The 25,270-nt window shown below is 36.3% G+C and carries 18 protein-coding genes and 2 pseudogenes; 6 read left to right on the top strand and 14 right to left on the bottom strand.

From position 1 onward, the window contains the following. Nucleotides 1-39: 39 nt before the first annotated feature. On the top strand, nt 40-1,566 hold the full coding sequence (locus tag CWATDRAFT_RS08940; protein WP_007304838.1) for an IS5-like element ISCwa2 family transposase: 1,527 nt from the start codon (nt 40-42) through the stop codon (nt 1,564-1,566). 309 nt (nt 1,567-1,875) lie between these two features. On the opposite strand, the pseudogene ltrA reads toward CWATDRAFT_RS08940, so the two are convergent. The 3 genes and pseudogenes from ltrA to CWATDRAFT_RS08920 form a co-directional block, all read right to left on the bottom strand. Then, nucleotides 1,876-3,677, bottom strand: a pseudogene (ltrA, locus tag CWATDRAFT_RS08935) (group II intron reverse transcriptase/maturase). Nucleotides 3,678-4,498: 821 nt separating this feature from the next. Then, nucleotides 4,499-7,540 carry a phage/plasmid primase, P4 family gene (locus CWATDRAFT_RS08925; protein WP_007304689.1) on the bottom strand — a complete coding sequence of 1,014 codons (3,042 nt, stop codon included), beginning with the start codon at nt 7,538-7,540 and terminating at the stop codon, nt 4,499-4,501. Between the two features lie 1,592 nt (nt 7,541-9,132). Then, a complete protein-coding gene (locus tag CWATDRAFT_RS08920) occupies nt 9,133-10,629 on the bottom strand; it encodes an IS66-like element ISCwa4 family transposase (RefSeq protein ID WP_007304688.1) in 1,497 nt (498 codons plus the stop codon). A 56-nt stretch (nt 10,630-10,685) separates the two neighbouring features. Here CWATDRAFT_RS08920 and CWATDRAFT_RS08915 point away from each other — a divergent pair. Continuing rightward, a pseudogene (locus tag CWATDRAFT_RS08915) lies at nt 10,686-11,108 on the top strand (transposase); the annotation flags it as partial. A gap of 231 nt (nt 11,109-11,339) precedes the next feature. Further along, the gene (locus CWATDRAFT_RS31630; protein WP_007304840.1) at nt 11,340-12,947 is read left to right on the top strand and encodes a lysozyme family protein; all 1,608 of its coding nucleotides are present in this window, start codon (nt 11,340-11,342) and stop codon (nt 12,945-12,947) included. A gap of 297 nt (nt 12,948-13,244) precedes the next feature. On the opposite strand, the gene CWATDRAFT_RS08905 is transcribed toward CWATDRAFT_RS31630, so the two are convergent. The 3 genes from CWATDRAFT_RS08905 to CWATDRAFT_RS08895 all read right to left on the bottom strand — a co-directional run bounded on the left by CWATDRAFT_RS08905 (nt 13,245) and on the right by CWATDRAFT_RS08895 (nt 15,745). Next, a complete protein-coding gene (locus CWATDRAFT_RS08905; protein WP_007304687.1) occupies nt 13,245-14,498 on the bottom strand; it encodes a DUF445 domain-containing protein in 1,254 nt (417 codons plus the stop codon). Between the two features lie 115 nt (nt 14,499-14,613). After that, the gene (gene ubiE / locus CWATDRAFT_RS08900) at nt 14,614-15,342 is read right to left on the bottom strand and encodes a bifunctional demethylmenaquinone methyltransferase/2-methoxy-6-polyprenyl-1,4-benzoquinol methylase UbiE (protein WP_007304686.1); all 729 of its coding nucleotides are present in this window, start codon (nt 15,340-15,342) and stop codon (nt 14,614-14,616) included. 58 nt (nt 15,343-15,400) lie between these two features. Then, on the bottom strand, nt 15,401-15,745 hold the full coding sequence (locus CWATDRAFT_RS08895; RefSeq protein WP_231585960.1) for a hypothetical protein: 345 nt from the start codon (nt 15,743-15,745) through the stop codon (nt 15,401-15,403). Nucleotides 15,746-15,961: 216 nt separating this feature from the next. On the opposite strand from CWATDRAFT_RS08895, the gene psbO reads away from it, so the two are divergent. The 3 genes from psbO to CWATDRAFT_RS08880 all read left to right on the top strand — a co-directional run bounded on the left by psbO (nt 15,962) and on the right by CWATDRAFT_RS08880 (nt 18,278). Then, a complete protein-coding gene (psbO, locus tag CWATDRAFT_RS08890; protein ID WP_007304841.1) occupies nt 15,962-16,789 on the top strand; it encodes a photosystem II manganese-stabilizing polypeptide in 828 nt (275 codons plus the stop codon). 261 nt (nt 16,790-17,050) lie between these two features. Further along, nucleotides 17,051-17,767, top strand: coding sequence for a biliverdin-producing heme oxygenase (locus tag CWATDRAFT_RS08885; protein ID WP_007304842.1), 717 nt, complete (start codon nt 17,051-17,053; stop codon nt 17,765-17,767). Between the two features lie 127 nt (nt 17,768-17,894). Continuing rightward, nucleotides 17,895-18,278, top strand: a complete 384-nt coding sequence (locus tag CWATDRAFT_RS08880) for a DNA cytosine methyltransferase (RefSeq protein ID WP_232287051.1) — start codon at nt 17,895-17,897, stop codon at nt 18,276-18,278. Between the two features lie 37 nt (nt 18,279-18,315). Here the strand turns inward: CWATDRAFT_RS08880 and CWATDRAFT_RS08875 are convergent, their stop codons facing one another. The 8 genes from CWATDRAFT_RS08875 to CWATDRAFT_RS08840 all read right to left on the bottom strand — a co-directional run bounded on the left by CWATDRAFT_RS08875 (nt 18,316) and on the right by CWATDRAFT_RS08840 (nt 25,234). After that, entirely contained in the window at nt 18,316-19,404 is a 1,089-nt protein-coding gene (locus tag CWATDRAFT_RS08875) for a pentapeptide repeat-containing protein (protein ID WP_007304684.1), read from the bottom strand. Continuing rightward, nucleotides 19,397-20,080: a hypothetical protein gene (locus tag CWATDRAFT_RS08870; RefSeq protein WP_232287050.1), complete on the bottom strand. Its 684-nt coding sequence runs from the start codon at nt 20,078-20,080 to the stop codon at nt 19,397-19,399. The genes CWATDRAFT_RS08875 and CWATDRAFT_RS08870 overlap by 8 nt, the downstream gene beginning before the upstream one ends. A 123-nt stretch (nt 20,081-20,203) precedes the next feature. Further along, nucleotides 20,204-20,950, bottom strand: a complete 747-nt coding sequence (locus CWATDRAFT_RS08865) for a response regulator (RefSeq protein WP_007304682.1) — start codon at nt 20,948-20,950, stop codon at nt 20,204-20,206. Nucleotides 20,951-21,077: 127 nt separating this feature from the next. Continuing rightward, complete coding sequence (locus tag CWATDRAFT_RS08860) at nt 21,078-21,863, bottom strand: ATP-binding protein (protein WP_007304681.1); 786 nt, start codon at nt 21,861-21,863, stop codon at nt 21,078-21,080. Nucleotides 21,864-22,000: 137 nt separating this feature from the next. Next, nucleotides 22,001-22,624, bottom strand: a complete 624-nt coding sequence (locus tag CWATDRAFT_RS08855; RefSeq protein WP_007304680.1) for a GAF domain-containing protein — start codon at nt 22,622-22,624, stop codon at nt 22,001-22,003. A gap of 174 nt (nt 22,625-22,798) precedes the next feature. Then, nucleotides 22,799-23,440 carry a transposase gene (locus CWATDRAFT_RS08850; RefSeq protein WP_007303151.1) on the bottom strand — a complete coding sequence of 214 codons (642 nt, stop codon included), beginning with the start codon at nt 23,438-23,440 and terminating at the stop codon, nt 22,799-22,801. A gap of 64 nt (nt 23,441-23,504) precedes the next feature. Continuing rightward, nucleotides 23,505-24,086 carry a helix-turn-helix domain-containing protein gene (locus CWATDRAFT_RS08845; protein ID WP_007304679.1) on the bottom strand — a complete coding sequence of 194 codons (582 nt, stop codon included), beginning with the start codon at nt 24,084-24,086 and terminating at the stop codon, nt 23,505-23,507. Between the two features lie 8 nt (nt 24,087-24,094). Beyond that, on the bottom strand, nt 24,095-25,234 hold the full coding sequence (locus CWATDRAFT_RS08840) for an RNA-guided endonuclease InsQ/TnpB family protein (protein ID WP_007304678.1): 1,140 nt from the start codon (nt 25,232-25,234) through the stop codon (nt 24,095-24,097). Nucleotides 25,235-25,270 lie beyond the last annotated feature (36 nt).

The raw sequence follows: 25,270 nt of genomic DNA, 5'->3' as shown, positions 1-25,270 counted from the left end.
AATTGGTAGAAACACCTCCCAGTTGTTGGTCAAGAACAAATGTATCGAAAAGAGGAGCAACCTTTACCGCCCCCAGAAAAATTTGAATTACCTTTCGAGGGCAAATTGTCCCCCAATAATCGTTGGGTAATCATGGCAGAGTTGATACCTTGGGATGATTTTGAGGAAGAATATGCTAAACTTTTTTCAGCAGAAAAAGGTGCGCCAGCCAAACTATTTAGAATGGCATTAGGGACATTAATTATTAAGGAAAAATTAGGAACAAGTGATAGAGAAACTATAGAACAGATTAGAGAAAATCCCTATCTACAATACTTTATAGGTTTAAATTGTTATCAACAAGAGCCACCACTGGAATCTTCAATGCTAGTTCATTTTAGGAAAAGAATTGATGGAGAATTGATAAACAAAATCAATAAAAAAATAGTAAAAAGAGAAATAGACAAGAGTGATAAAGAAGTAAAAAAAAAGGATTATCTCCAAGAAAAAGGAGAAAAAATAAAAAATAAAGGTAAACTAATTTTAGATGCGACTTGTGCGCCAGCAGACATCAAATACCCAACGGATTTAGGCATATTAAATCAAGCCAGAATTGAGACAGAAAGAATAATAGATAATCTTTATACACCATTAAGAGTAAAATTGAGAAAAAAGCCGAGAACTTCTAGAAAAATTGCTAGAAAGGAATACTTAAAAGTAGCTAAAAAACGAAAAGTATCTTATCAAGAAAGAAGAAAAGCTATCGGGAAACAGTTAAAATACCTTAAGAAAAATTTAGGAAATATAGAAGACTTAATTCAAGCTGGGGCTTCCCTGGAAAATCTGAGTAAAAGACAGAAAAATTGTCTAGAGACTATCAAAAAAGTTTATGAACAACAACAGTCAATGTGGGAGAATAAGACCCAGAGTGTTCCTCAAAGAATTGTAAGTTTAACTCAACCGCATATTCGTCCAATAGTGAGGGGAAAAGCAGGAAAACCAATAGAGTTTGGAGCTAAACTCTCAGTAAGCTGTGTAGATAACTATGTGTTTCTAGACAAAATAAGTTGGGAAAACTTCAATGAATCTTGTCATTTAAAAGAACAAGTAGAAAAGTATAAAGAAACGTTTGGCTATTATCCCGAATCCGTCCATGTAGATAAAATTTATCGAACTAGGGAAAACAGAAATTGGTGTAAGGAAAGAGGGATAAGAATCAGTGGTCCGAAGTTAGGAAGACCTCCGAAAAATGTCAGTGAAGAAGAAAAGAAACAAGCCCACTCCGATGAATGCTTCCGTAATGCTATTGAGGGAAAGTTTGGACAAGCTAAACGAAGATTTAGCCTAAATCTCGTGATGACAAAACTCCCTGAAACCTCCATTACATCTACTGCTATTACATTTTTAGTTGTCAATCTTTCTAAACTTCTGAGGCAGTTTTTGTCGCTTTTTTTGTCCTTATTTACTAATAATAGAACAGGGGAACTCATCAAACCGCCTTTCATTAATTTTGATTATACTTTAAACAATTTTTATGTACTAAAACTTATTGATTTGTCAGAAAATTCTTGGTCAAAAGTGGCATAAATTTTGGAGAAACTTTTTCAGCAAACCCTAAATAAACACAAACATCCCACTCTTACCCCTTTGCTCTATATCGTGCCGTCATATCAAAGAAAAGGCAACGAAGATGTATCCTCACCGTGAAACAGAGAAGGATAGATGGTACTCCCAACTTACAGATGATTGGAGATATTGAGAGAAACCAAAGGAGTGTCTAAGAAATCAATTTATAGCAAAGCCACGGGGCCGATTAGGGGTCGAAAAAGTAATCACTTACCTCTCCTCCCAGTCCGAACCGTGCATGAAACTTTCATCTCACACGGCTCTCGGCAATTAGTCCCTTGTCATGGGTACTGTTAGTACATTGTCTCTCCATTCATAGCCATTATAAGTGCCAATCATAGAGGTAGTCATTTTTGCTTTTGACATCATGACAATGACGATGTAGAGCTTGTAAATTGTTGTACGTATCCTTTCCACCTTTCGATTTAGGGATAATGTGGTCAACTTCTATCAAGTCTTCAGGTGTAAAGTGTTGCTTACATTGAGGACATATACCTTTTTGTTTCTTTAAGAGTTTTGCAACCCTAGTTGGTGTCCCAGTATATGTACCCCGTATGTATGCTCCAATAAGTCCAATTTCCGTCATAAGGTGATGCTTCAGGCTTAACCAATGTATGTCTCATTATTTCCGTTTCGGCGTGACTGTAGAGGGCATATTTCCCGTTTTGGAATGTCCACTTTCCGTTTTTTCCGTTTGAGAAATATTTACTGAGAGCATTTTGTATTGATGTTTTTCCTTTTTTCCTGCTCACTGTCCATGCTCTGAGCATTCTCCATAATATGTGGTCTTCGGATGAGAATATTTCACTACTGGCAGCAGTTCTATAATAGTTACACCATCCTCTGATTATGGGATTTAATCTATTGATTAATGCTGATTGTGGGGCATTTCTGTTGGCTTTGATAACCTCTTTGATTGCCTCATGATGAGCTAGTATTTCCTTTTTACTTGGTTTCGTTAGGGTTATGAATCCTATCTTTTCTCTGGTTCTACCTCCGGTGTTACCACCTCTTGAACCAGATTTGTGTTTTCCAACTGGGTAGGACCTTATATTGAATCCAAGAAAGTCGAAACCTGCTTTTTCTGTCTTTCCATCAATTTTTATGTCATTTAGTGTATGACATATTCTGGTTTTTGATGGTTTGATTTCAAGTCCGACTTTTTCTAACCATTGAGCAATTAGTTCTTTACATTGTAGAATAATCTCGTACTCTCTATGAAGAACTACGAAATCATCGGCGTATCGGACGATTACTGGTCTGTAGTTATGTTCTGTTTTCCCGTTTCTATATTTAAATCTGGGAAATTTGGTTGTGATGTCGTTAATCATTCCGTGTAGTGCAATGTTAGCCAATAATGGACTTATTACACCGCCTTGGGGAGTTCCGGTTTTAGTTCCCTCAAATACGCCGTTATCCATTACACCGCATTTCAACCATTGTTTAATGATTCTTTTAATGTTGTATGGACAATCTACTTTGGACAGTAGGTAATCATGGTTAATCTTATCGAAACATTTGGCAATATCAGCGTCTAGGACATATCTTGCCTTCTTGTTGATGGTAGTATGTATCCTGCTTATTGCATCATGTGTGCTTCTGCCTGGGCGAAAACCATAGGATGTTTCCTCAAATTGGGCTTCCCAGTATGGCTCTAAGGCTGATTTAACCAAGGCTTGCATTGCTCTATCTTTCATGGTGGGTATCCCCAATCCACGTTTTTCGTCTCTTCCAGGCTTGGGAATCCAAACTCTTCTGAGTGCCTTTGCTTTGTAACCTTTTAGGGTAAGTTCGTTGACAAGCTTTACTCTTTGGTTAGGGCGTAGTGCCTTTATCCCATCAATACCAGCAGTCTTTTTACCTTGGTTATCTTGGGTCACTTTGCGTATGGCTAAGAGCTTTGCGTAATGTGACTTTAACAGTAACTTCTGAAGCTTTTTAGCTTTAACTTTATTACCTGATTTAACAGCTTGAAATATTCGCTTTTGAAGCTTGAACACCTTTCTCTGGACTTTTCCCCAGTTGATAGTATTCCATTCTGGCGTAGTCTTGGTTATACTCGCATTCGACATATTTACCTCTAATTGAGACTATTTCATCTAATTAACCAGCAATACGTTAGCTTATCCGTACTCATTACAAGTAGGCATTTGCTTCTTATTGCTTCTCACATCCATGACTCTTGCGGTTAAGTTTGTTCCTACTTACCTAATCGACCTTTTGGTAAGAGAAGTCATGGACTTAATTCGTTCCGTTGATTTGGGATTATTGGTTTTAGGTTTCATCTCTCCCCCAGGCTACTTTCAGGAATCTGTGTGGATAAGCGAAGAAGTTTTCCACTTTTCACCTTGTTCTTTTGAACACAGCCTGTCAAACAGATTAGGCTATATGGCTATTGTGAGGGTTCAAGTCGATGATTCAACGTAATGTTTAACCATGACCAATTAACTTGGGAATTTCATGTGCTGTTTCACAGTGGTTATTCCCTTTTAACCCTGCTTCCATCCTGGGTTTACTAAGTCCAAAACGGAGGGTTATGTCGTCACTCTTGGGTTTCCCCTTGATTCCGAGTTTGGCTCCAGATGCCAACAAATCAACAGTTATTCAGAAATCTTGGTGTATGTGTTGTTCGGTTATCCCTACTTAACTTGTTCGGTAAGTCGTTAGTTTTTTTTGTAACTTTCCGATTTTCTTACCTCCCGTTAGGATTTTTATCCGTTTGACTTTCTAGTTTTATTCCTTCGAGGATGCCCTTTGGGGGGTTTGTTCTTCTTAGGTCTAGTAGGTCGTTTACACCTTATTTTTACCCCTTTTTTGGGTTTCTGAATGAGCTACACGGTAAATCCTTGTCTAAGACTGGGTATTAGCTTTCTAGCTCAACGAATCGCACTCTTCAAATAGCCAAAGATAAGTGGTGAATAGACACCTCTATCGGTTTTTCAGAAGGGTTTGAACATGACCTTACTACCGCTACAAATTTATCAATTAAACGTTCAATAATCACCTTGGTTTCTCTTAATATCGCTGTTTGTCCCACTTTAAACTTGGGTTGGGCTTTGAGATCCTCCAAAAATTCTAGTAGTTGATTATCGGTTAACATCTGACAAGATTTTTTCCCATACTTTTCAAAGATGTACTGTTGACCTTTTTGCACATCCCATCCTAGTCGCTCCATTTGCTTATCGATGCCCTCAGTAATGTCATCCCACTCCACCATATTCACCTCCTCCTGTGGTGAGTCGGTGTTAGGTTGATGTTCCTCTGTAACCAAGGCAGGAGAACACTGTGGTGAGTGTGGTGGGTTATTTTCTAAATTTTCTATTTTTGTTTGAGACTTACTTGAGGTTAATGGTTGATCTAAAAGTGCAACAGACGATGGTTGATTTTTTTGGGAAGTTCCAGAAAAGTCTCCACAGTCTCCACATTCAACACTGATAGGCGTTTCAGCCATCACCTCCAGCACACAACTCTTCACAGACTCTCCACTAGAGAGAGTATAAATACCTTCAATCATTGGGGGACGATCCTCATCCAAATGATCACGAATTTTTAAACCCTCAATATAAGTTTTAACGTTATTGCGGTCTTTAATGATTGGTAAGCCTAGTTGATTGTTACACAGGTCTAATACTAGGTAGGAAAATCGGGTTAAGGAGATGGTGTTTATCCCGGCTGATGCACAATAAGCACAATAACTGGCATACAACCAAATTTCCTCTTTCGATTCTCCCAATGGTGATTTACACCCTACTTGGGTTTGGTATTTGGGCTCATAGATGATCTTCTCGTTTAACCATGCTGCTATACTATTGGTATCCATTAAGTTATCTAATTTGCTTTTGAGGAGTGCCGGGGCATAGTTATAGGGATCTTTAATGATTTGCGTCGCCATTTCACTATCCATCTCTAAAACCCAGTTCAAAAGTCCTGGGATGTGGGGGGCAAATTCTCCAATGATGTTATTTTGACGATCATGGTCGATTAATTTCTTTTGCTCTTTATCAGGAATTCGTCGGTTCATCGATAGGGGAATCTCTCGACGATATAAACCACTGGTATAGTCCCCTGTCTTTATGGGTTCGTTGGAGGTGATAATTACTAAGGCATCGGGATAGAAGCTGGCTAATGCTTGTTTATATTTCTGCTCGAATCTTAAGCGATCGCCCCCCGTCAATGCCTTTAATTTCTTCACCCCTTTATAACTGGTGGCTTCATTAATGATTACCAACCGTTTATCTTTAAGGTTAGAGGTTTCAAATTTATCTTTCTCTAATATATCTAAATCGGTGACGTGGACGTTCTCGAATCCCACTAGGGCGATCGCCAGTTTGATTAAGGTTGATTTCCCACTTCCCCCTGGCCCGCACAAGGCTAAAAATTTCTGCCAATCTGTCCGTCCAGTAACAATACCATGTAAGTAGGCTCTGATTAAGTTTACTAGGGATTCGTCTCCTTCCATCATCTCTAATAACCATTGTTTGATGGGGTTACATTGTGCCAAGGGGTTGTAATCGTAGGGTAAACTCCAGGTAAAGTAGTTTTGGGGGCTATGGGGCAGAAGTTCCCTTGTGTCTAAATCTAGCACTCCATTACGGAATGGAATTAATCCTTGTTGAGAGTTGGTTGCCATTTCTTTGACTAGCAATACTCTAGATAACCGTTTCCCTAATGCCTCCACAAAGGTGAATTTATAGTCTGATACTTTGGGTAATTGCTGCTTTAATTGTTCAATTATGTCTCCTTTCTCTGTTTTATCTCTGTTACTGGTTTTGACTGCATTTATGGCTTTGATGATTTGGTTGGTGATGGTTTGGGCTTTATCGATTAATGCGTCTAGTTCGAGCATTAATCTTTGTTCTAAGCGTTCTTTGCTTATTTGCTCCCAGATTCCATCTTTTTCTGCATTGTATAAATACCAGTCTTTTGTTACCTCTTCATAAATTAGCCTGTCTTTATATAAGTCCGCTAAATATTCACAGACCCTCTTTTCGTTCCATTTGGGTAGGTTATGCTCTAGGGGAGCGATTTTAATTGGGGCGGGCTTGATTCCACGTTTGGCCCATACGAATGTGAACCATTCTGAACCGTTGGCGACGATCGCATCATCTATCCCTTTCTCTTCTGTATCCCAACTCAGAAACAAAACTTTACAATAAGCTGACCGGAAACAATTGGCTAACCTCTCCCTCGCTGCTATGACACTGGCTTGGGTTTTTAGTTTACAGTCCTGGTCAAAGATAATCACTATCTCTCGTCCTGGTTGCGCAAAGTATTGTAGTTGTGGCAATAGTACGGGGTTTCCCTTATCGTCTTTGGGACTTCCGTTCCATATTCCGGGGATGCTAATGGCTGCTATTCCTTGAGATAGTAACGCTCCTGCTTTCTTGGTTCCTTCTACTACTGCGATCGCCACCTCCACATTCTCCTTCACCCATTTCCAGAATAACTTGTCCTTTTGGCGTAAGAATTCTTTATATGTTATCCCTTCGGTCATTATCCATTTTTCTCGGATACGCTCTCGGTATTCCTTTAATAGTCCTGCTTTTTTAGCAACTTTTAACCCAATACGATGAGACACTTTGGGACAGATTGCTTCAACTGGTTCAAAGGGGGGACATTCGTATTTTCGCACTTTTCCATCATTCGTTACTTTCGGTTTGTTGGGTTTGATTTGGCCCCAGAGGAGATCCTCTCCTGTTTCTGGATCAATGGCATTTACCCCCCATCCTCTGTCATCTAGGTGCTGGTAGGCTTTAAGGGTGTTTCCGTTTAGTCTTCCATCGTTTCTTCTTTTGAGTTGGTCTGAGTATAACAGGAAATCGTAGGTAGCAGGAGGGATTAGCGATCTCACATTCAATTTCACAATTTCTGGGTCAACACCGGAACCTGTAACCCATTCAAGGAGGTGTTTGTCATCAATTCGGTAATTATTCATGATTTCTCTAGATTTCTACAATTTACTAAGGTTAATTCGAGATTACTTGGTCAAATAATTTTTGAGACTAAAAGAGGAAAAGCATGACTCTATAGTTAGATAGTGAACTTACAGATCATGGGGTAGTTATCAAGCCATGACTACTCAAGGCATTTATGGCGGAGGCCATCTCCTCATTTCCACGCCTACGGCGTATGGCCTTTGGTTTTCAACTGTGTTTTTCAGGAAAATGGTCAAAGAGATCCTGTGACGACGTTAGTTAACGTCACCAGAAGAAGAACACAGCCTGAAAACAGAGGATAATCGAATTCGTCTAAAAATCATTAAAAACTGCGATAGATAAACAACGGAGTCAATCAATTGTAGGCTTGTGCTGAGGAACGAAGTATTGCATTCGCACGCCTGAAGCAATCTGCTTTTCGACAATCTCTTTGTCCAATCTTTGGGAAAATTTGCACAAAGAGAGTGCATGTCCCGCAAAATTTGATATGATATACTCATTGCGGGTTACATTCCGTTGTTCAATTCGATCTTACTTTTAACTTTTCATTGGATACCTCCTTTGAGTAACGAGTTTGAATCGATCATCTGTCACCCCCTTTGGCTTCTAGCCAAGTTACTTGACAAGGTAGAGAAACCCAGCACATAAGCTCTTTTAGAAACGTCCGTCAAACTTCCCCAAGCCGACGGCGTTTCGCTGTTTATAGAGCTTCTGTAACAAGTTGTTCTCTGTGTGAACATGATTAATCCTAATTTTTAACTAGGGATGTCCTTAATTATACTGCTAAAAGTAAAATGTTTGTAAGCATTGACTGTTAAAAAGGGATAGACAAAGATTGAACAGTCAAGATAAACCGCCGCCGGATGAAGAACCAAAGGAATAGGAGTTAGTAACGATAGGTCATCACTGCTCGCCAGTAGGGGGGACATAAATTACTCTCAAGAACAGCAGTATCTAAGAGTAATTATGCCTCAACTCAACAGTGGCCTGACATTAAGAATTTTGTAGCGATTACTTGGATTGACACTATCTATGAAAATCTGACAACGAATCGTTGTCAAATTTTACTAACAGCGAGAGACTCTTTGACGGAGGGTACCCGAATTTCTCACAAAATCTGCGATCGCCAAACACAGAAGCCTTACAGGAAGTGGGTTTGAACAGAGCGATCGCAGATTTCCCCAACCAACAGTCTGTTGTCAGATTTTAAGTTAAAATCAACCCGAATTAGACAAAGATGAAAAGATAAATCAATCACTCATTTTTCCAAAAAAATTATTAATAAAATGTAACTGCTCACCGCAACAAAAAAGTCTTATTGAAAAGCACTACAAACAACATCAGTTGAGTCAACAAAAATATAAGCCCTGTGATTTAGCGTAAAATTTAAGCTAATTTATTACGGCTATTTTAATGACTAACATTCCCAGAATCAAGTCTTTTAAAAACCTCAAATAAAAACAACAATATGAGAAAAAAAAATAGTAAGATAGTTTTTTGTTAGCGGAGATTATCCGCTAACCCTGTGTATTTTTGTGCAGAGAGATAGGGGGATCAAGAAAAATCTATCCCCCATCGGCTCCGGAGCCTTTTACATCTCTAATCCTGGGGGACTCCGACCAGCTAATGAAAATAATTCGCATAATTGGACAATGGCATTTTGCCCCTGTAATCTCATGGTCTCTAAAAAACTGAACATTTGGGTGACTAACTCTGCACCCCAGTCGCTTCTTGCTCCCCCACTTACTTTGCGGTGAATGACAATGGGACGTAAAGCTCTCTCAGCATCATTATTATCTGGTTTGACTTCAGGATAAGTTAGAAAGGTGAACCACTCTTCCCAATGACGTTTGAGACGGTTAATCAATCTTTGTGCATCATAAGGCCATCCTTTTTTGGGAGTTGCTTTAAAAATCTTTTGCAGTGAGTTCTCGACTTCTGTTCTTTTGGAGCCTAAGTCTTCAAGGGTTAAATTTCGAGCATGATAATGACGATAATGGATACGGGCGGTTGCTAAAACTTGCTGTACATCGGCAGCAAATTCTCGATTCGCTTGAAAACGACTGGTTTTAAGGGACTCTAACTCTCGTTCTAAATGTGCCAGACATTTCTGTTTGGCCATCGCACTTTGTCTAAAGTAGGCACTATAGCAGTCACTGGTGAGGATGCCCTTAAAATCTGCTCCTAACAATTTCTCGACTTCTGCGGAGCTTCTAGTGGGAGCCAACATCAACACACAGACCTCATTTGATGTGGCTACCCAAACCCAATACTTGATGCCATCGATGCAATAACTGGTTTCGTCAACACATCGGATTCCTGGCTGCTGGATGTACTTTAACCACTGTTTGGTCAAGGGTTCTAAACTTTCTTGAAACCATTTGTGCATTTTGGCAAGGCTCCCTTGAGAAATGGGAATGCCAAAGACATACTCTATAAAATGTTCCTGTTTACGCCATGTAAGATTACCCCCATAGCCAAGCCAGCCCACGATGCTACTTAATCGCGCCCCATAACTGAATCCTTCTTTAACTCCCAATGGAACAGGACTGTAATCTGACCATCCACAACTAGGACATTTATAGAATCCGCGACGATATTCCCTGATTTCTATGGGTTGGTCTACTACTTCAGCCACTTGCTGGACTTTTTCGGGAACTACTTCATCTCGTTCCACTGAACCCCCACAAACAGGACAGTTTTCTAGTTCTAAAGGGACTATCTTATCGGGCTGACCAAAACCATTACGGGTCTTCCCTGGGTGGTCATATTTTGGTCCGCGTTTAAATCCTTTTTTGCGTTTCTTTTTGTCAGAAGGCTTTTTTAGTGGGTCTGATGATGGGGGGACTGAACTGTTTTTTGAGTTACGGTTTTTTAGCTTATCTCTCTCTTCTTTCAATTTTTCAATTTCTTGCTGTTGTGTAGAGATTTGTTGTTGTTGCTGGTCAATCAGTCTTTGTTGAAGAGATAACTGTTGTTGTGCCTTGACTAGCCACTCAATCATGAAGACATTGTTCGCCAACTGTTCATCGGCGATAGCTCTAACTAGCTTTGAATCAATGGTAGCATTTGTGGTCATAACCCCCACTATACATAAAAATCCCCGATTTTACCTTTATGTTGTCAAGACAGATTCTTTATTGCGGTGAGCAATTACTAAAAATGCGCCAGGTGGTGACATCTTTGCCCGCTTCAAAAATTCCACCCTCAAAACTTTATACAAAAAAATACTGTCCGAGAGGCGAGATGGAAAATCGGATTAAAGAACAACAATTAGACTTGTTAGCTGATAGAACTTCAACTCAAACATTTCAAAGTAATCAACTAAGATTATGGATACATTCCTGGGCTTATGTTCTCATAAATGCTTTTCGTCAACACTGTTTAAAAAAAACTTCATTGGCTAAAGCAACTGTGGGAAGAATACGTCTAAATCTTCTTAAGTTGGGAGCCAGAATAAAGATTAGTTGTAGAAGAAATATTATCGCTATAGCTAGTGCTTGTCCTTATCAAGATATTTTGTCTATTGCTAACAAAAGAATTAAAACTATTCCTAATACTGGATAAGTAGAATAAGTTGTTTTTTAAAAAAGATATCTATCATAAGTTGTTGACTTACTGATACTTTCATTTAGTCTTATTTATCGTGGAGAAAATCAAAAGTTAATATAATTATTCCCTCTTAAACTCAATTTTTGGATAATCAAAGTCAATTTTTTTATTCATCTATATTCAAAATTTCTATTAGTCCTAAAAATTATCATTTTTCATCTCTGAATTGGGCTTTCAAATTAATTTGTGAGAAATCCGGGTATTGATGCTTACGAAGATGGAGGTTTAAATGCTTGGTTAAAAGCGATTGATAAATCATTAGGAATATGGAGAGAAGAAGTACAAGAAATTGTTAATGAGTATTTATATGAGCCAGAAATTATCGAAGTTGCCAAAGAATTAGAAATTAATCCGCAAAATCTTGAATTAGATGAAAATGGTAACATTTATTTTCTTACTTCTGATAATAATAAAATTTTAGTAAAAGTTAAATTTAGTCAAGAAATAAAATCATTAGGAGATGAAATTGATCAGCTTTCTTTCTCGGAAATGAAAGAAAAAATAGACGCTTTACCAGATGAGCAAAAAGAACAAGTTATCCAATATTTACGAGATAAATATGGTTCCGCAGAAAATTGGGAAAATGAACATCCTGTTTTAGTAGCTGATGGTGGAAATGTCGTCACAGATGTTGGGACTGATCCAGGGATAGAAGAAAGTTTAAAACAACAAGAAGTTAAAGATTTCATCTTTAATCCTTTCCTAACAGTTCCCAAGGGACAACTAACATTTGATGCAGAGGGAAATGATAATAAAAATAGCATTTATTATTCCCGTATTCCCCATGTTCCATTAGTTGGTAAATCAGGAGTAACTATTGGACGAGGATATGATTTATCTCAACATACAAAAGATACAATTATTAAAGACTTAACTAGCATTGGTTTATCAGAAGACGATGCCAAAATTTATGCAATTTTTTCTCAAGAATCTAACCTAACTGGAAATCAAGCAAAAGAGAAACTTGAGCAATATAAAGATCAATTACCAGAACTTACTCTTGAACAACAACACAAACTCTTTAATATTGAATGGAAAAGAAAAGAAGCAGTCGTTCTGAGTATTTACGAAAAAGCTGATACGGTACAAGAATATGGAAAAGTAGATACAGAAAATTTACATCCAGCAATTCATCAACTTATTGTTGATCTTACATATCGAGGAGATTACAATTCAGCAATCAGAAAACTTGTTCAACCTTTTGTAGCTAATAATGATTTAAAAGGGTTACTAGGATTAATGTCTGATGAAACTTGGTGGCAAAACAGTCAAATGACCGGGTTTGATGGTGAAACTTATAAACAAAAAATTCCTCAAGATAGATTTTATCGTAGAATGGAGTTTCTAGAAGAGGCAATTTCAAACTTAAATCAATCTGGTCAATCAAATACTTTAACCCAAGCAACATTAGGTTATAATAAGATAGACCCATTAACAGGAATTAATCTGTCAGATAATAGCTATCCTGGAAGAGATCGCCTTGATCCGATAACAGGTGCAAGCAGTTTAGACGTATTTGTTTTAGGAAATACTACGAATGTATTTTATAACGATAGTAATAGTACAAACACAACAGAATCAAAAAATGGCTATGCACAAATCAGAAACTTTGACAATAACATAGATAAAATACAACTTCATGGAGAATCTAATGATTATGTCTTAGGTTCAACCAATAAAGGACAAGCAATCTACCTCAAAACCTCTGGAGAAGATGAACTAATTGGTATTCTTGAAGGAGTCAATAACTTTGACTTAAATAAAAATGTAATTTATGTCGGAAAATATCAATGAACATTAATGTCAACTTAAGCAAGTCTAAACTGTCATTGCGAGGAGGCAAAACTTTTATTGAAGCTTGGTTTAAGACTTAATTCTGCCTCCGAAGCAATCTCTATTTTTCTGTTCAGTTGTGTTATAGATTGCTTCGGGGGGATAATGAGGACAAATCAGGATATAGTAGTAATTCACTCCCCTCGCAATGACAATCAATGAATAACTCCTATAATTTTCCGAAAAAATCAAGACTTTGTTATTAATCTTAATAACGAATTGACACTAACAGAAGCCGACTTTATCTTTTAATTAAGACTATCTTAGTAACAATAATACAGTTTGAAAAGTTCCCACTAAAAACCCTAAAATTCCCCCTAAATTAACAATGGCTTGTAATTCACTTTTAACAATACCTTGGACTGCCATTTCTAAATTTTGGGGAGTAGTGGCATTAACCCGATCAATAATAACTTGATCAATAGATAAAATAGGAATTGCTTGAGCAACAATTTTTTCTAAATCTTCCTCTAAATATCTTTCTAAAATTAAAGCTAATTCTTCACTAATAGTTTCCAAAGAAGAGGCGATCGCAGAAGAATCCTGTAGTCTATTAATAATTAAAACAGATAGTTTTTCCCAATCAACAGTTTTCCCAAAATCTTGAACAAATTTTGCCCCACTTTGTTGAATATAAAGTTGTACGGTTTCACGGGTAGTTTTGCGAAGTTGTCTAACAGTAGAAACAGGTAAATTCTGTAAGGCAAGACTCTGTAACCACTCTCGTAAACGACTGCGAACCTCTAAAGATAATAACAGTTCTTTCAAGCGAGTATTCGCCATTTCTTTGTCTTCCAAACAAAAACTTCTTAACCGTAATAACGTATTGCGAACCCCGAATAAATTAGCAACAACCCAATAAGTTCCACTGGTTTTTTCCCTAATACCTTCATCAATAACTTGAATATTTCTTTCCGTTAAAAAATCCACCAGTGTTTGTCTTATAGTATCAGGAGGTAAAACCCCTTCCAATAACCAATCAGCGAACTGTCTAGCTTGAGCATTATTGAGTTTAAAATCTAAAAGAATTTGGTCAAAAATTTGATTAATTTGACTTTCTAAAAAATCCTGTCTACGGGCTAAAGTTCTTAAAAGTCGGGGTAAAGATTCGCTAAATAAATCCTCTAAAATTCCTGATAAAATTTTAGCTGTTTTTTGCTGTTTATCTAACTTCACCTGTTTAATAGCTAGGTTTAAAAGCCATAAAATAGCTCCTTTTACCCTTTCCGTTTTTAATAAACGTTTGGCTAATTTTTGTAATTCATCAGGGGTTAATAATGACCCCATAATTGTATCAGAAACCTTCTGAGCTAATCGTTCTTGGTTACGAGGAATTAAACCAGGTGTAAACGGTAAACGACGCTTACCAATATAAATCGCTTTGTAAGGGCGAAATAACATATTAATAGCAATATCATTGGTAAAATAACCAATAATAGACCCCGCAATCGGCGGAATAATAATAGTAGAAATTAGAGATAAATCAATAGAAGAAATGTCTAACAAAGTCATGATCAAAAATCAATTATTTCAACTCATTTTTAAGAGTTACCAGTTATCAGTTATCAGTTACCAGTTATCAGTTATCAATGAGCTAGACACTAAAATTAAATTTACTGTTCACTGTTCACTGTTCACTGCTCACTGTTTTACTGCCAACCAAAACCCCCATAAATCCTCCAGCAATGGGATAATGAATAACAGAATTAAACCCCACTTCCTGAGCTAATTTTACTTGTTCTGTTCCGATAGGAAATCTCTCTAAACTAGGCATAATATAGGCATATTCGTCCTTTAGCCCATAATATTCTGCAAGAGGAACCACTAAATTATCAAGATACCATTTTTGGAACCCCTCCTGCCAAGGTTGGGAAGGACGATGGAAGTCCAGAATAGCAACTTTAGCCGATGGTTTCAAAACACGGTGTATTTCTTGTAAAGAACGAGAGATATCCGTGACATTTCGTAACCCATAGCCCATAGTGGCACAATCAAAAGTATTATCCTCAAAGGGTAAATTTAGGGCATCCCCTTGTATCCATTCTAACGGTAACGTAGGATACTTGTCATAGGCTCGTTGGGCCGCGATCGCCAATAATTCTTGAGAAAAATCTAAACCGATAACCTTCCCTGTTTTACCCACTTTACGGGCTAATAGTTGGCTTATATCACCACTACCACAACAGATATCCAAGCCAATATAACCCTCCTTAGGTTCACTCCAGTTTACGGTCATTTGCTTCCAGATACGATGCTGCCCAAAGCTTAACCAGCTATTAAGTTGATCGTAAACCGGGGCAATGCGATCGAAAATAGTTTGAATATCGTTGGGAGAATACCAAGTATTAGGGTTCATAAATACAAAAATTCAAAGTTAGAAATTAACTTAATGCAAATGTTTTGCTAATTATTTATTAAGCATCATTGTTTATCTCAATATCTGAAGATAAATGTTTTAAAAAAGCCTGAAGTTTCATCCGTTCGATGTAAGGCCATCCTCCTGTCTCGTCAATATCCCGTAATAACTCATACAAATCGTTGCGACTATTGGGTAAGGAAGGTTCTAATAAATTAACCCGAATATCTCTATGTAACGCCTCCAGGGTTCGCAGTAACTCAACTAACCGTTGGGGATCGTCGTCACACTGAGTTGAAGCAATATTGACCCTAATAACAATCTCTTCTAGAGACGCTGGAAAAGAACCATGTTTAGGATTAAGGGACGGATCGGTTGTTGCTGATAAGTTGGTTTGTTCCATTCTTTTTTTGCTCTTTTCCCTCGCCATACCAATCATAAAAGATTTTCGCCTCAAAAGAATTGCAAACTTAAAAGAGATGTGGGGGACGAATTTTGGTAGAGTAGATCCCGATGTGATTGCCTAACTCGTCCACTAGATGGCAAGCAATAGCCTGTTATGAGTGATGGCCAGAGGGACAAGACATTTGAATTTGAAATTAACAAAACGAGGATGATTATGAGATTTCGTGCATTACTGATTGCTTTTTTTGCCCTATGTTTAGGGTTAATCACCGCTTGTAGCGACGGACCCGATAGTACAGCTAACCCCCAAGACCTAACCTACGACGAAATTTTAAACACCGGAATTGCCAACAACTGTCCGCAAATTTCTGAGTTTACACGGGGTTCTCTTGCTATTGAACCCGGTCAAACCTATTTCGTTGACGATCTGTGCTTGCAACCCCAAGAGTATTTTGTCAAGGAAGAACCGGTTAACAAACGTCAAGAAGCAGAATATGTTCCTGGTAAGTTATTAACCCGTTATACCACTAGCTTAGAACAAATTAGCGGCAACATTACCGTTGATGAAGAAGGAGTTGTTACCTTCAAAGAAAAAGGTGGTATTGACTTCCAACCAGTGACAGTTCAACTTCCTGGAGGAGAACAAGTTCCTTTCTTCTTCACCATCAAAAACTTAGTGGGTAAAACCGAACCCGGGTTCAATTCTATTAATACATCCATTGACTTTGTGGGTGATTTCCGAGTCCCCTCCTATCGTGGTGCAACTTTCCTCGATCCGAAAGGTCGTGGGTTAGCTACTGGTTATGATAACGCCGTTGCTTTACCTGCTACTGCTGATAAGGAAGACTATGCTAATGTGAAACAAACTCCCATTGGTAAAGGATCTATTTCTCTTCAAGTGACCAAAGTAGATAAGGAAACAGGAGAAATATCTGGAGTATTTGAAAGTGAACAGCCCTCTGATACAGATTTAGGGGCGAAAGAACCTGTTGATGTCAAGATTCGTGGTATTTTCTATGCTCGTCTCACCCCCGAAGTATAAGGGGCAAAAGAATATAAATTGTCTCAGATTATTTCTATGAACCAAAGGGGCCAACAGCCCCTTTTTTTAATAAGACCGCGCCGTTAACTGCGGGGTCTAAATTCATTTACATTTTTTAATAATTAAACCCCATTTGTTGTAAAAATTCTTAATAAAAAATCCCTTTAAATTAGGATATGCTACACAACTAGGCGGGATTTTAAGCTTTTGCCATGAAGCCACCGGTCTAGTGTTCACTCAAAAATAACAGGAAAAGATAGGATGAGCGTTAATTTAGCAACCATGTTACGTGAAGGTACAAAAAAGTCCCATACAATGGCGGAAAATGTTGGTTTTGTCAAATGTTTTTTAAAAGGAGTTGTTGAGAAAAATTCCTATCGAACATTGGTGGCTAATCTCTATTTCGTATACAGTGCGATGGAAGAGGAAATGGAGAGATTATCTCATCACGAATTAGTTTCTAAAATTTACTTTCCCGAGTTAAATCGTAAACAGTGTTTAGAAAAAGATTTAAGTTTTTATTATGGAGCTAACTGGCGCGATGAAGTAGCCCCTTCAGAAGCAGCACAAGCTTACATAGCACGTATTCATGAGGTTGCTGAAACTCAACCTGAGTTATTAGCTGCACATTCCTATACCCGTTATTTAGGGGATTTATCTGGCGGGCAAATTCTCAAAAAAATTGCACAACGGGCGATGAATTTAGGAGAAAATGGCACAACTTTCTATGAGTTTGAAGATATCCCTGATGAAAAAGCCTTTAAAGATAAGTACCGTAAATCACTAAATGAAATGCCAATTGATCAGGCAACAGCAGAAAAAATAGTTGACGAAGCTAATGCTGCTTTTGGTATGAACATGAAAATGTTTATGGAGTTAGAAGGTAACTTAGTTAAAGCTATTGGAATTATGCTCTTTAATACCTTAACCCGTCGTCGCAGCACAGGAAGTACCGAGTTAGCAACTGCTGAAAATTAGGCTTTTTTGGTCTGACAGTAATTTTGAAATAACAATCCTGATAACTTGGTTTGGGTTATTCTTCTCTTTATCAAGTTCTCGGGATTGTTGTTCTATGTTTTTAGTATAATTGAATTATCTGGAAAAATTGATTGATGAGACGATAAGGAAGATAAATCAAGCAACGATGAGTCAAGTTCAGAATAAACAACTAGAATTATTTAACCATTCTAAACCATTAGAATTAATTTTTAAGCAAACCAGATTTACTTTTATTGACTTTTTTGCAACGGTTTCTATTAATTATGACAACCCTGAAGAGTATAAAAAGAAATTTATCCAAAAGATTTATAAACCTCAAAAATTTAAGCCCATAATGGCTCAACATTGCTGTAAATTACAAGGTTTTCCAGATTGGTTTGAATTCCATCATAAAAATAGTATTGCCAAAAAAAAGTTTGGAAATTCTGTTCCTATTCCTGTGGTTTATCATATAGCAAAAGAACTCATAAATTTCCTGACAATACCATAGTTTAACGGCTGAGTAAACTACCCCCTCTTGAAAGTAACTATTTTTTATTTTTCTCTTGGCTCTCACTTTTCTTAATTCTCCAACTGTTATTAGTCGAATCTATGATAAATTCACAGTTTTTAAGAATATCTTGGCCGATAATAGCATCCTCTTTAGGAATAGCTATTACTTCTATGTCTTCAAATAGATAATCATTGATTTTGATATTGATATAGTACGTTTTCAGAGATAAATTTCGTCCTTGAAAATCTTTCAATGTAATCTTACTATAAGTTAAAGCTCGGAGAGAATTCAGTGCAGCCTCGGGAACACAAGTCATAACTGCATCAGTATTAATAAAAGCATTAATTTTTTTTGTTAAAGAAGCATTTGATGGATTACATATTTCTATATAGGTTTTTGAGTTTTGATTTAATTTAGCTTCTTGTTGTTCATGACTGTACATCGATTTTTTTTGAGTTAAAAATTCAGCTTCATAATATTCAAGAGACATTCCAGTTGGTAAATTTACCTCCTTGCCTGAGACTTCTTCAATACGAATCTGTTGATTTCGATATTCTTCAGTCTGATATATTGATTGTAATAGATCATGTTTATTGTAACCTTCTTTGACTAATTTATTACCAATAAATGCCAAATATCTATTTTTGTATTCTTTTTGTTCTTCTTGATTAAATGATGACTGTTCATCCCTGGAAGTATTCTCTTTAACTTGAGGTTGAATATAAGCTCCTTGACTTAATAGATAATTCTGCATTGCTAAAGATAACCCTTGGTTATATCTAAAGATAGCATTTTCTACATTGGCATTAGTTAATACACTATTCCCTAAGTTAGCATAACTTAAGTCAGCATGACTAAGATTGGCCTCGCTTAAGTCAGCATAACTTAAGTCAGCATAGCTTAAATCTGTTCCTGTAAAGTCAGCTTTTCTTAAGTCAGCCCCTTTAAGATCACCGCCTTTCAAGCTAATTTGACTTAAATTAGATCCTGCTAAATCTCTCTTAATATCAAGTTTACCAATTTGCGCAGCTGCAAAAAAATCATCAGTATTGGCTTCAAGAATAGCTTTAATAGTTTGTTCATATTCTTGATCTTCAATAATTAAATACTCTTCTTCATTCATAAGACACCTCCGCAAAGCTTAGTGATCCAGTGTTTCTTTCGTAAATCGACTTTTGAGTAACAATTTCCATAACTCTTTGGCTACTTAAGTTAATATTGTTCTCATTAGCTCTTAACTCAAAAATATGAATATCACTTTTATATTTTAAGTTAAAAGTGGCTTCAATTCTACAAGGTTTAGCATTTATTCTGAATATTCCTAGTTGTTTTTTCTTGAGAAGTCCTAGTAATGTGGGTTGTTTACTTTTCACCTGAAACACCCAACAAGGACTTACTTCAATGGTTTTGTCTGGTGTTGCTCCTTTAGCGTAAACTTGACAAATTTCTTGTTTCTGTTTTTTCGATGATTTATAATTTTTTGTTATTTTCCCGTCAATTCCTGTTTTAAAACCAATTAACCCACCCAATTCTTGATTTGTTCCCTTTTCTTTTACTATTTCAATTTCTAAAATTTGACTAAAAGAGGGGGTTAGACCTAATGTTTCTAACAATAAAATTGAATTATTACAATCTAAGCGCAATTCAGCACTCTTGATCCCAAAAAGAACAATAGTTTTGCCAATTTTAAGATATTGTTGTCCAAAAAGAATCGTTGGTTTTAATTTTATCTTCTCAGTTGATGCTGATAGTTCAGTTTCTGTTCTATTCTCAGTAATAATCTCCCCCTGCAATTTCATAAATACACAATTGGGATATAGATTTTGATATTTCGAGGTTATCATGAATTATTACCATTTAGACGATTATCAAATTTAATGAAGAAGTTAAGGGGTGATGGTGAAGTGGCTGATCATTGCTAGTTAAAAATTAATATCAAGCTCGTCAAACCATAAAGAACTTGGTAAATCAATAGTTTTTTCTTCTACTTCCTCAACTTTTTTTAAAAATCTTGGTTTATCAGGGTATTCAATTCTTATTCGCTTGAGTATTTCCGACTTATTTCCATCGCTATCAACCAATTCACCATCAACAAACACAACATATTGATTTTTATAGTTTTCCAACCATTGCTGATCTTGTCTTTTGATGTTGTAAGCAATTAAATTAATATCTGACTTTAATATATCTAATTGAGATATTTGTTCATCAATTATCCCAATTCTATTATTCAATATCTTCTTCTTATGCTCCAACATAGCAGATGCTACTTCTTCAATATCCTTCCGACAGTTATACGGATCTACTGATTTTTCCTTGTATAAATCAGCCTTAAGCCTTTTTGCTATCGTCTCATTTCTTGGGTCTGGATGCCCAGTTAGAATGGTTACAAAAGCCTGTTTATCCCATTCTCTAATTACTTCCAGTGTATCAAACCCTTCTTGCTTATTGTGATTAATCCAATTATCTAAAATAAAATAAGCAGCTTCTCCGTTTTTTACTAGCTTAAGTGCTTCAGTTCTGTTGTCAACAAACCTAGTTTGCCAACCAATACGATCAATTACTTCTTGAATGGTGTTTTTCATCACTGTACTGTCTTCCATGACAACTACTTCGTCTATCATAAAAGGATTCAAATTGTGAGTACGATTGGCAATACTTGAAATCATTGAAACTTCTCCTAAAACAGGGTGATTTGACTAACTCAGTACGACGTTTTACAGTATGTTAAGGAATGTTTTGTATTTTGTTAACGTCTGCAGTCGAAATCCTTGTGATAATTGTACAACATAAATCCTAAATTTGATATCTTTTAAGGGGTAAGCACATATAAAAAGTTGTCCCTTTACCTACCTGAGACGTGAAGCTGAGTTTTCCTCCATAGTCACTAATGATTTCACGAGAAACAAATAAACCAATCCCCGTACCTCCTGACTCTGGATGACTTGTATAACCTTGTTCAAATACTGTTTCTTTGAGTTCATTAGGAATCTCAATACCATTATCTTCAATAATAACTTGAATGTATTGTATCTCATCAATTGTAACAATATTTGTTGTGATATTAATAGATTTATCTTTTTTGTTTTTTTCATTAATAGCTTCTACAGCATTATCAATTAAGTTATAAATTACATCTTTAATTCTATTTCCATCTATTTCTATCAAAGGAATGGTTAAATCGTATTGTTCTTCGATTTTAATTCTGTTTCTAGTCGATGAAAATAATTGAACGACCGCTCTAATGACTTCATTAACATCAATAGGACCTAAGTTATCGTGAGTTACTTGAAAAACCTCTTTCATTTCTTGCACTCGACTGTCAATCCAATTTTTTCTATTTTGAATAATTCTCCTTTTTTGCTGATTACTCTTTTGACTTTCATCAGAAAGTTGATGTAAGTCGTAACCAAATTCAATCAGTTCATTTTTATATTTATGTAAAAAATTTTTCATAACAGAATCAAATCCCAAAGCACGAGAAATACTGGTAAATTTTCGTCTTTCATGTTCAAGTTTAGATTGAGTCTGTTTAAGCTGATTCTTATAACGATCTATAGCGAAAATACCCGCAGTTAACAATGCTACGTTTTTTTAAAATAAATTTCACTATTATAAAACTTATGTTTATATCCAACATAAACAGAGAGAGTCCCGACTGGTTCGTCTCCTAAAGATAAAGGGAGACAAGTAAAAGACTGTAACTTATTTTTCTTAATTCACTTTTTATGAAAAAACATATCAAGTTTTTCCCCGATATTTTGAATATTTAAAGGTTCATTTTCCTGAAAAACTTCAGCACCAATATTATCTCCCATTTTAACAGAATCTTTTGTTCTATATTTCCAGGATATATCTTCAGATTTTGCTTTTTCCGCAATTTCAAGTTCCTTATCATCATTAACAATCCTTATAATAGCAACTTTATAAGGCGTTGTACTATCTACAAGATTATCCACAACAAATTGATAAACATTTTGAATCATAAAATTATTTTTCTCTGATTCTAACTTAATCAACATTTCAGTCATTTCATTGTAAATACGTAGTTTATTTCTTGTTCTAAAGTTCTCAATTATTCCAGATATAATTGTACCAATAAGCATGAGAATATAGACATCATCATTATCAAAATCGATCAATATATTATTATCTATTTTATTAAAAACTTCTATGGTCCCAAAAGTTCCATTTACTCCATTTAACGGCACTGAAATTCCATTTTTAAATTGCCCTAATTTCTTTAGATAAAATTGTACATCAATAATATCTTTATATTCTTCCATTATTTGATTAGAGTAATGGGGTTCACCGTAAGTTGACTCTGCATCTGGAGAAGGCACTGCTTTTCCTGAAAAGCTTTCTCCTGGTAGATATTTTTTATTAGCTAACCAGTTTTTACTATTAATTAGATTATTATTTTGATCAACGCCATCAATACCACAACGCTGAATATATCCGTCTTTATTAAATAAAAATATAGAAGCTAGTGCAGCTTAGCAAAAATAATCCACCAGTCACTTATGATCTTTAAAGCCCTTAAATTTCCAAACGAACGGCTTAGCAAAATGTTGATTAAAGTAATCAATAAAATTGAGAATTTTTTGGGATAGTTCTTCAGTTGAACGGACAGTAATTCTTTTGAGTAAACGCCTGACTAAGATCGAAAACCAACACTCAATTTGATTAAGCCACGATGTATGTTTGGGAATATAAACAAAGCGAATTCGATGAGATTCATCTGATAAAAAATCTGCTCTGCTGTCCATAGATTGCAAAATCCCCTCCTTTCCTTTTCTCCCCAAATCAATAGTAATTCCACAGCTTTCTGCTACTAATTTGACTAAGCTTTCCGATTTATGAGTGTTGAGTTGATCTACAATAAAAATCCATTCTGCTTTTTCATCAATCTTAATCGTTCTCTGGATATGTTCAGAAAAATCTTGTTCTGTTCTTGTCGGTCCAATAGAGGGACTAACAACTTTTCCTCTTGCCACATCCCAGTTCGCAATCAAGCTTAAAGTTCCGTGTCTTTCATATTCAAATTCGATTTTTTCTACTTGTTTAGGCTTGATTCTTTTGTTCGGAAATAATCTCTCAAGAGCTTGAATCCCTGTCATTTCATCTGTACTAATTAAATGAATTCCTTGTTCTAACAAAGTTTTAGCTTCTTGATGAAGTTCACAGATATATTTGACTTGCTTTTTAAATTTTAAGGGATCATCAATTTTGGCATTTAACCAGTAACGAACGAGATGTGGTTGTAATGTCGCTTCTTTTTAAAAAACGCCCCACACTACGGGGGGCAATCTTTTCGACAATTCCTCTTTTTATGGCTTCATCCGCCAACTCTGAAGGTGTCCAATGGCTCACTGGTCTGTCTGATTTTTCACATTCTTCACAAGCGATCTCTACAATCTGGACTACTTGTTCGACCGTAAAGGATTTTGTTGTTCCAGGTCTTGGGCGATCGCTTAAAATTCCTTTGATCAAGACCATTAATGCTTTCTCCGTTACCTGTTGTTCTTCGGCGGCACTCAGTTTTTCTCTCTCCTCAAACCATCGCGATCGCCACTGACGCACTTGTACTCGGTCTAATTCTAATCTTCGACTAATCGAACTATTGCTCTCTCCTGATGCTGCGGCTAAGATTAGCTTGGCTCGTCTAACAAGGCGATAGGGGTTTGTTGTCCCTCTCACTATTTGTTGGAGTACTGTTTTCTGTAGGTTGGAGAGGTTAATTGGCAATGCTTTTATCATGGACATCAACTTCGAGATTCTTCCGTTAGTTTTATTGAAACACATTGTCGTGGCTAGTCACGAAAGTTTCTGTAAAAATCTGGTGGATTACTTTCGCCAAGCTGCACTAGTTTTTCTAAGTTTTTTGCTGCGTTTAAATCCCTATCTATTTGATAATGGCATTTTTCACAACAAAATACTCTTTCAGATAATAGTAACGAGTCTTTTTTCTCCCCACAGTTAGAACAAGTTTTAGAAGAAGGATAAAACCTATCTACTATCACCAGTTTTGACCCATATAATTTACTTTTGTATTCTAACTGTCTTCTGAACTCATAAAACCCCATATCTGCTATGGCTTTCGCCAATTTATGATTAGCCATCATTCCTGATACATTCAAATCTTCTATCACATTGACTGCGTGGTTTTTGCTTAAGTGTGATGTCAATTTATGTAATGTATCTTTTCTAAGATTAGCAATTCTTCTATGCAGTTTCTGAACTTTTAATTTAGCTTTTTGGTAGTTAGACGAACCGAAGCTTTTTCTGCTTAATTCTCTTTGAAGTTTAGCTAATTTAGCTGATAGTTTTTTATAAGAGTATGCTCCTTCAAAAACTTCCCCTGTAGATAGGGTTGCTAAGGTTTTTACTCCCAAATCTATCCCTACTACATCTACTTCTTTGTCGGTAGCTATGGACTCTACCTCTATTCTAAAGGAAATAAACCAACGGTCAGCTTCTCTGCTGATGGTAATATTTTTCGGTTGATGAATAGTCGGTAATCTCTCATAAGTTTTCAATTTTCCGATGACGGGAACTTGGATTAAATGAGAAGATAGAATGCGTATAGTTCCATCTAAAGTAAAGCTATCATGTCGTCCTTTCTTCTTGAATTTTGGTCTTTTCTTCTTTTTGCTGAAGCAATCACGCCAAGCAACTGCTAAATGTCTCAGGGCAAATTGTGGAGCGCACTTAGAGACCTCATAATACCATTGATTATCGGGCTTAACTAATTTGTTTAACCATTTGTGTAAATCAATCGCTGTAGGAAATTTGATTTTTTCAGAGTCTGAACAACTTTTATTATTGTCTAAAATAGCCAGACACAAATCATTTCCCCAATTATAAGCATGACGAGCGACACCTGCATGACGAGCCAGTTGTTGACGTTGGGTTTGATTTAATTTAAGTTGGGTTTTAAAGCCTAACAACATGGCATTTTTGAGATAATGACCAAAACTGTTGAGTTT

The organism is Crocosphaera watsonii WH 8501 (genome assembly GCF_000167195.1).
Lineage (GTDB): Bacteria > Cyanobacteriota > Cyanobacteriia > Cyanobacteriales > Microcystaceae > Crocosphaera > Crocosphaera watsonii.
This window is presented reverse-complemented; position numbering and strand designations above follow the sequence as displayed.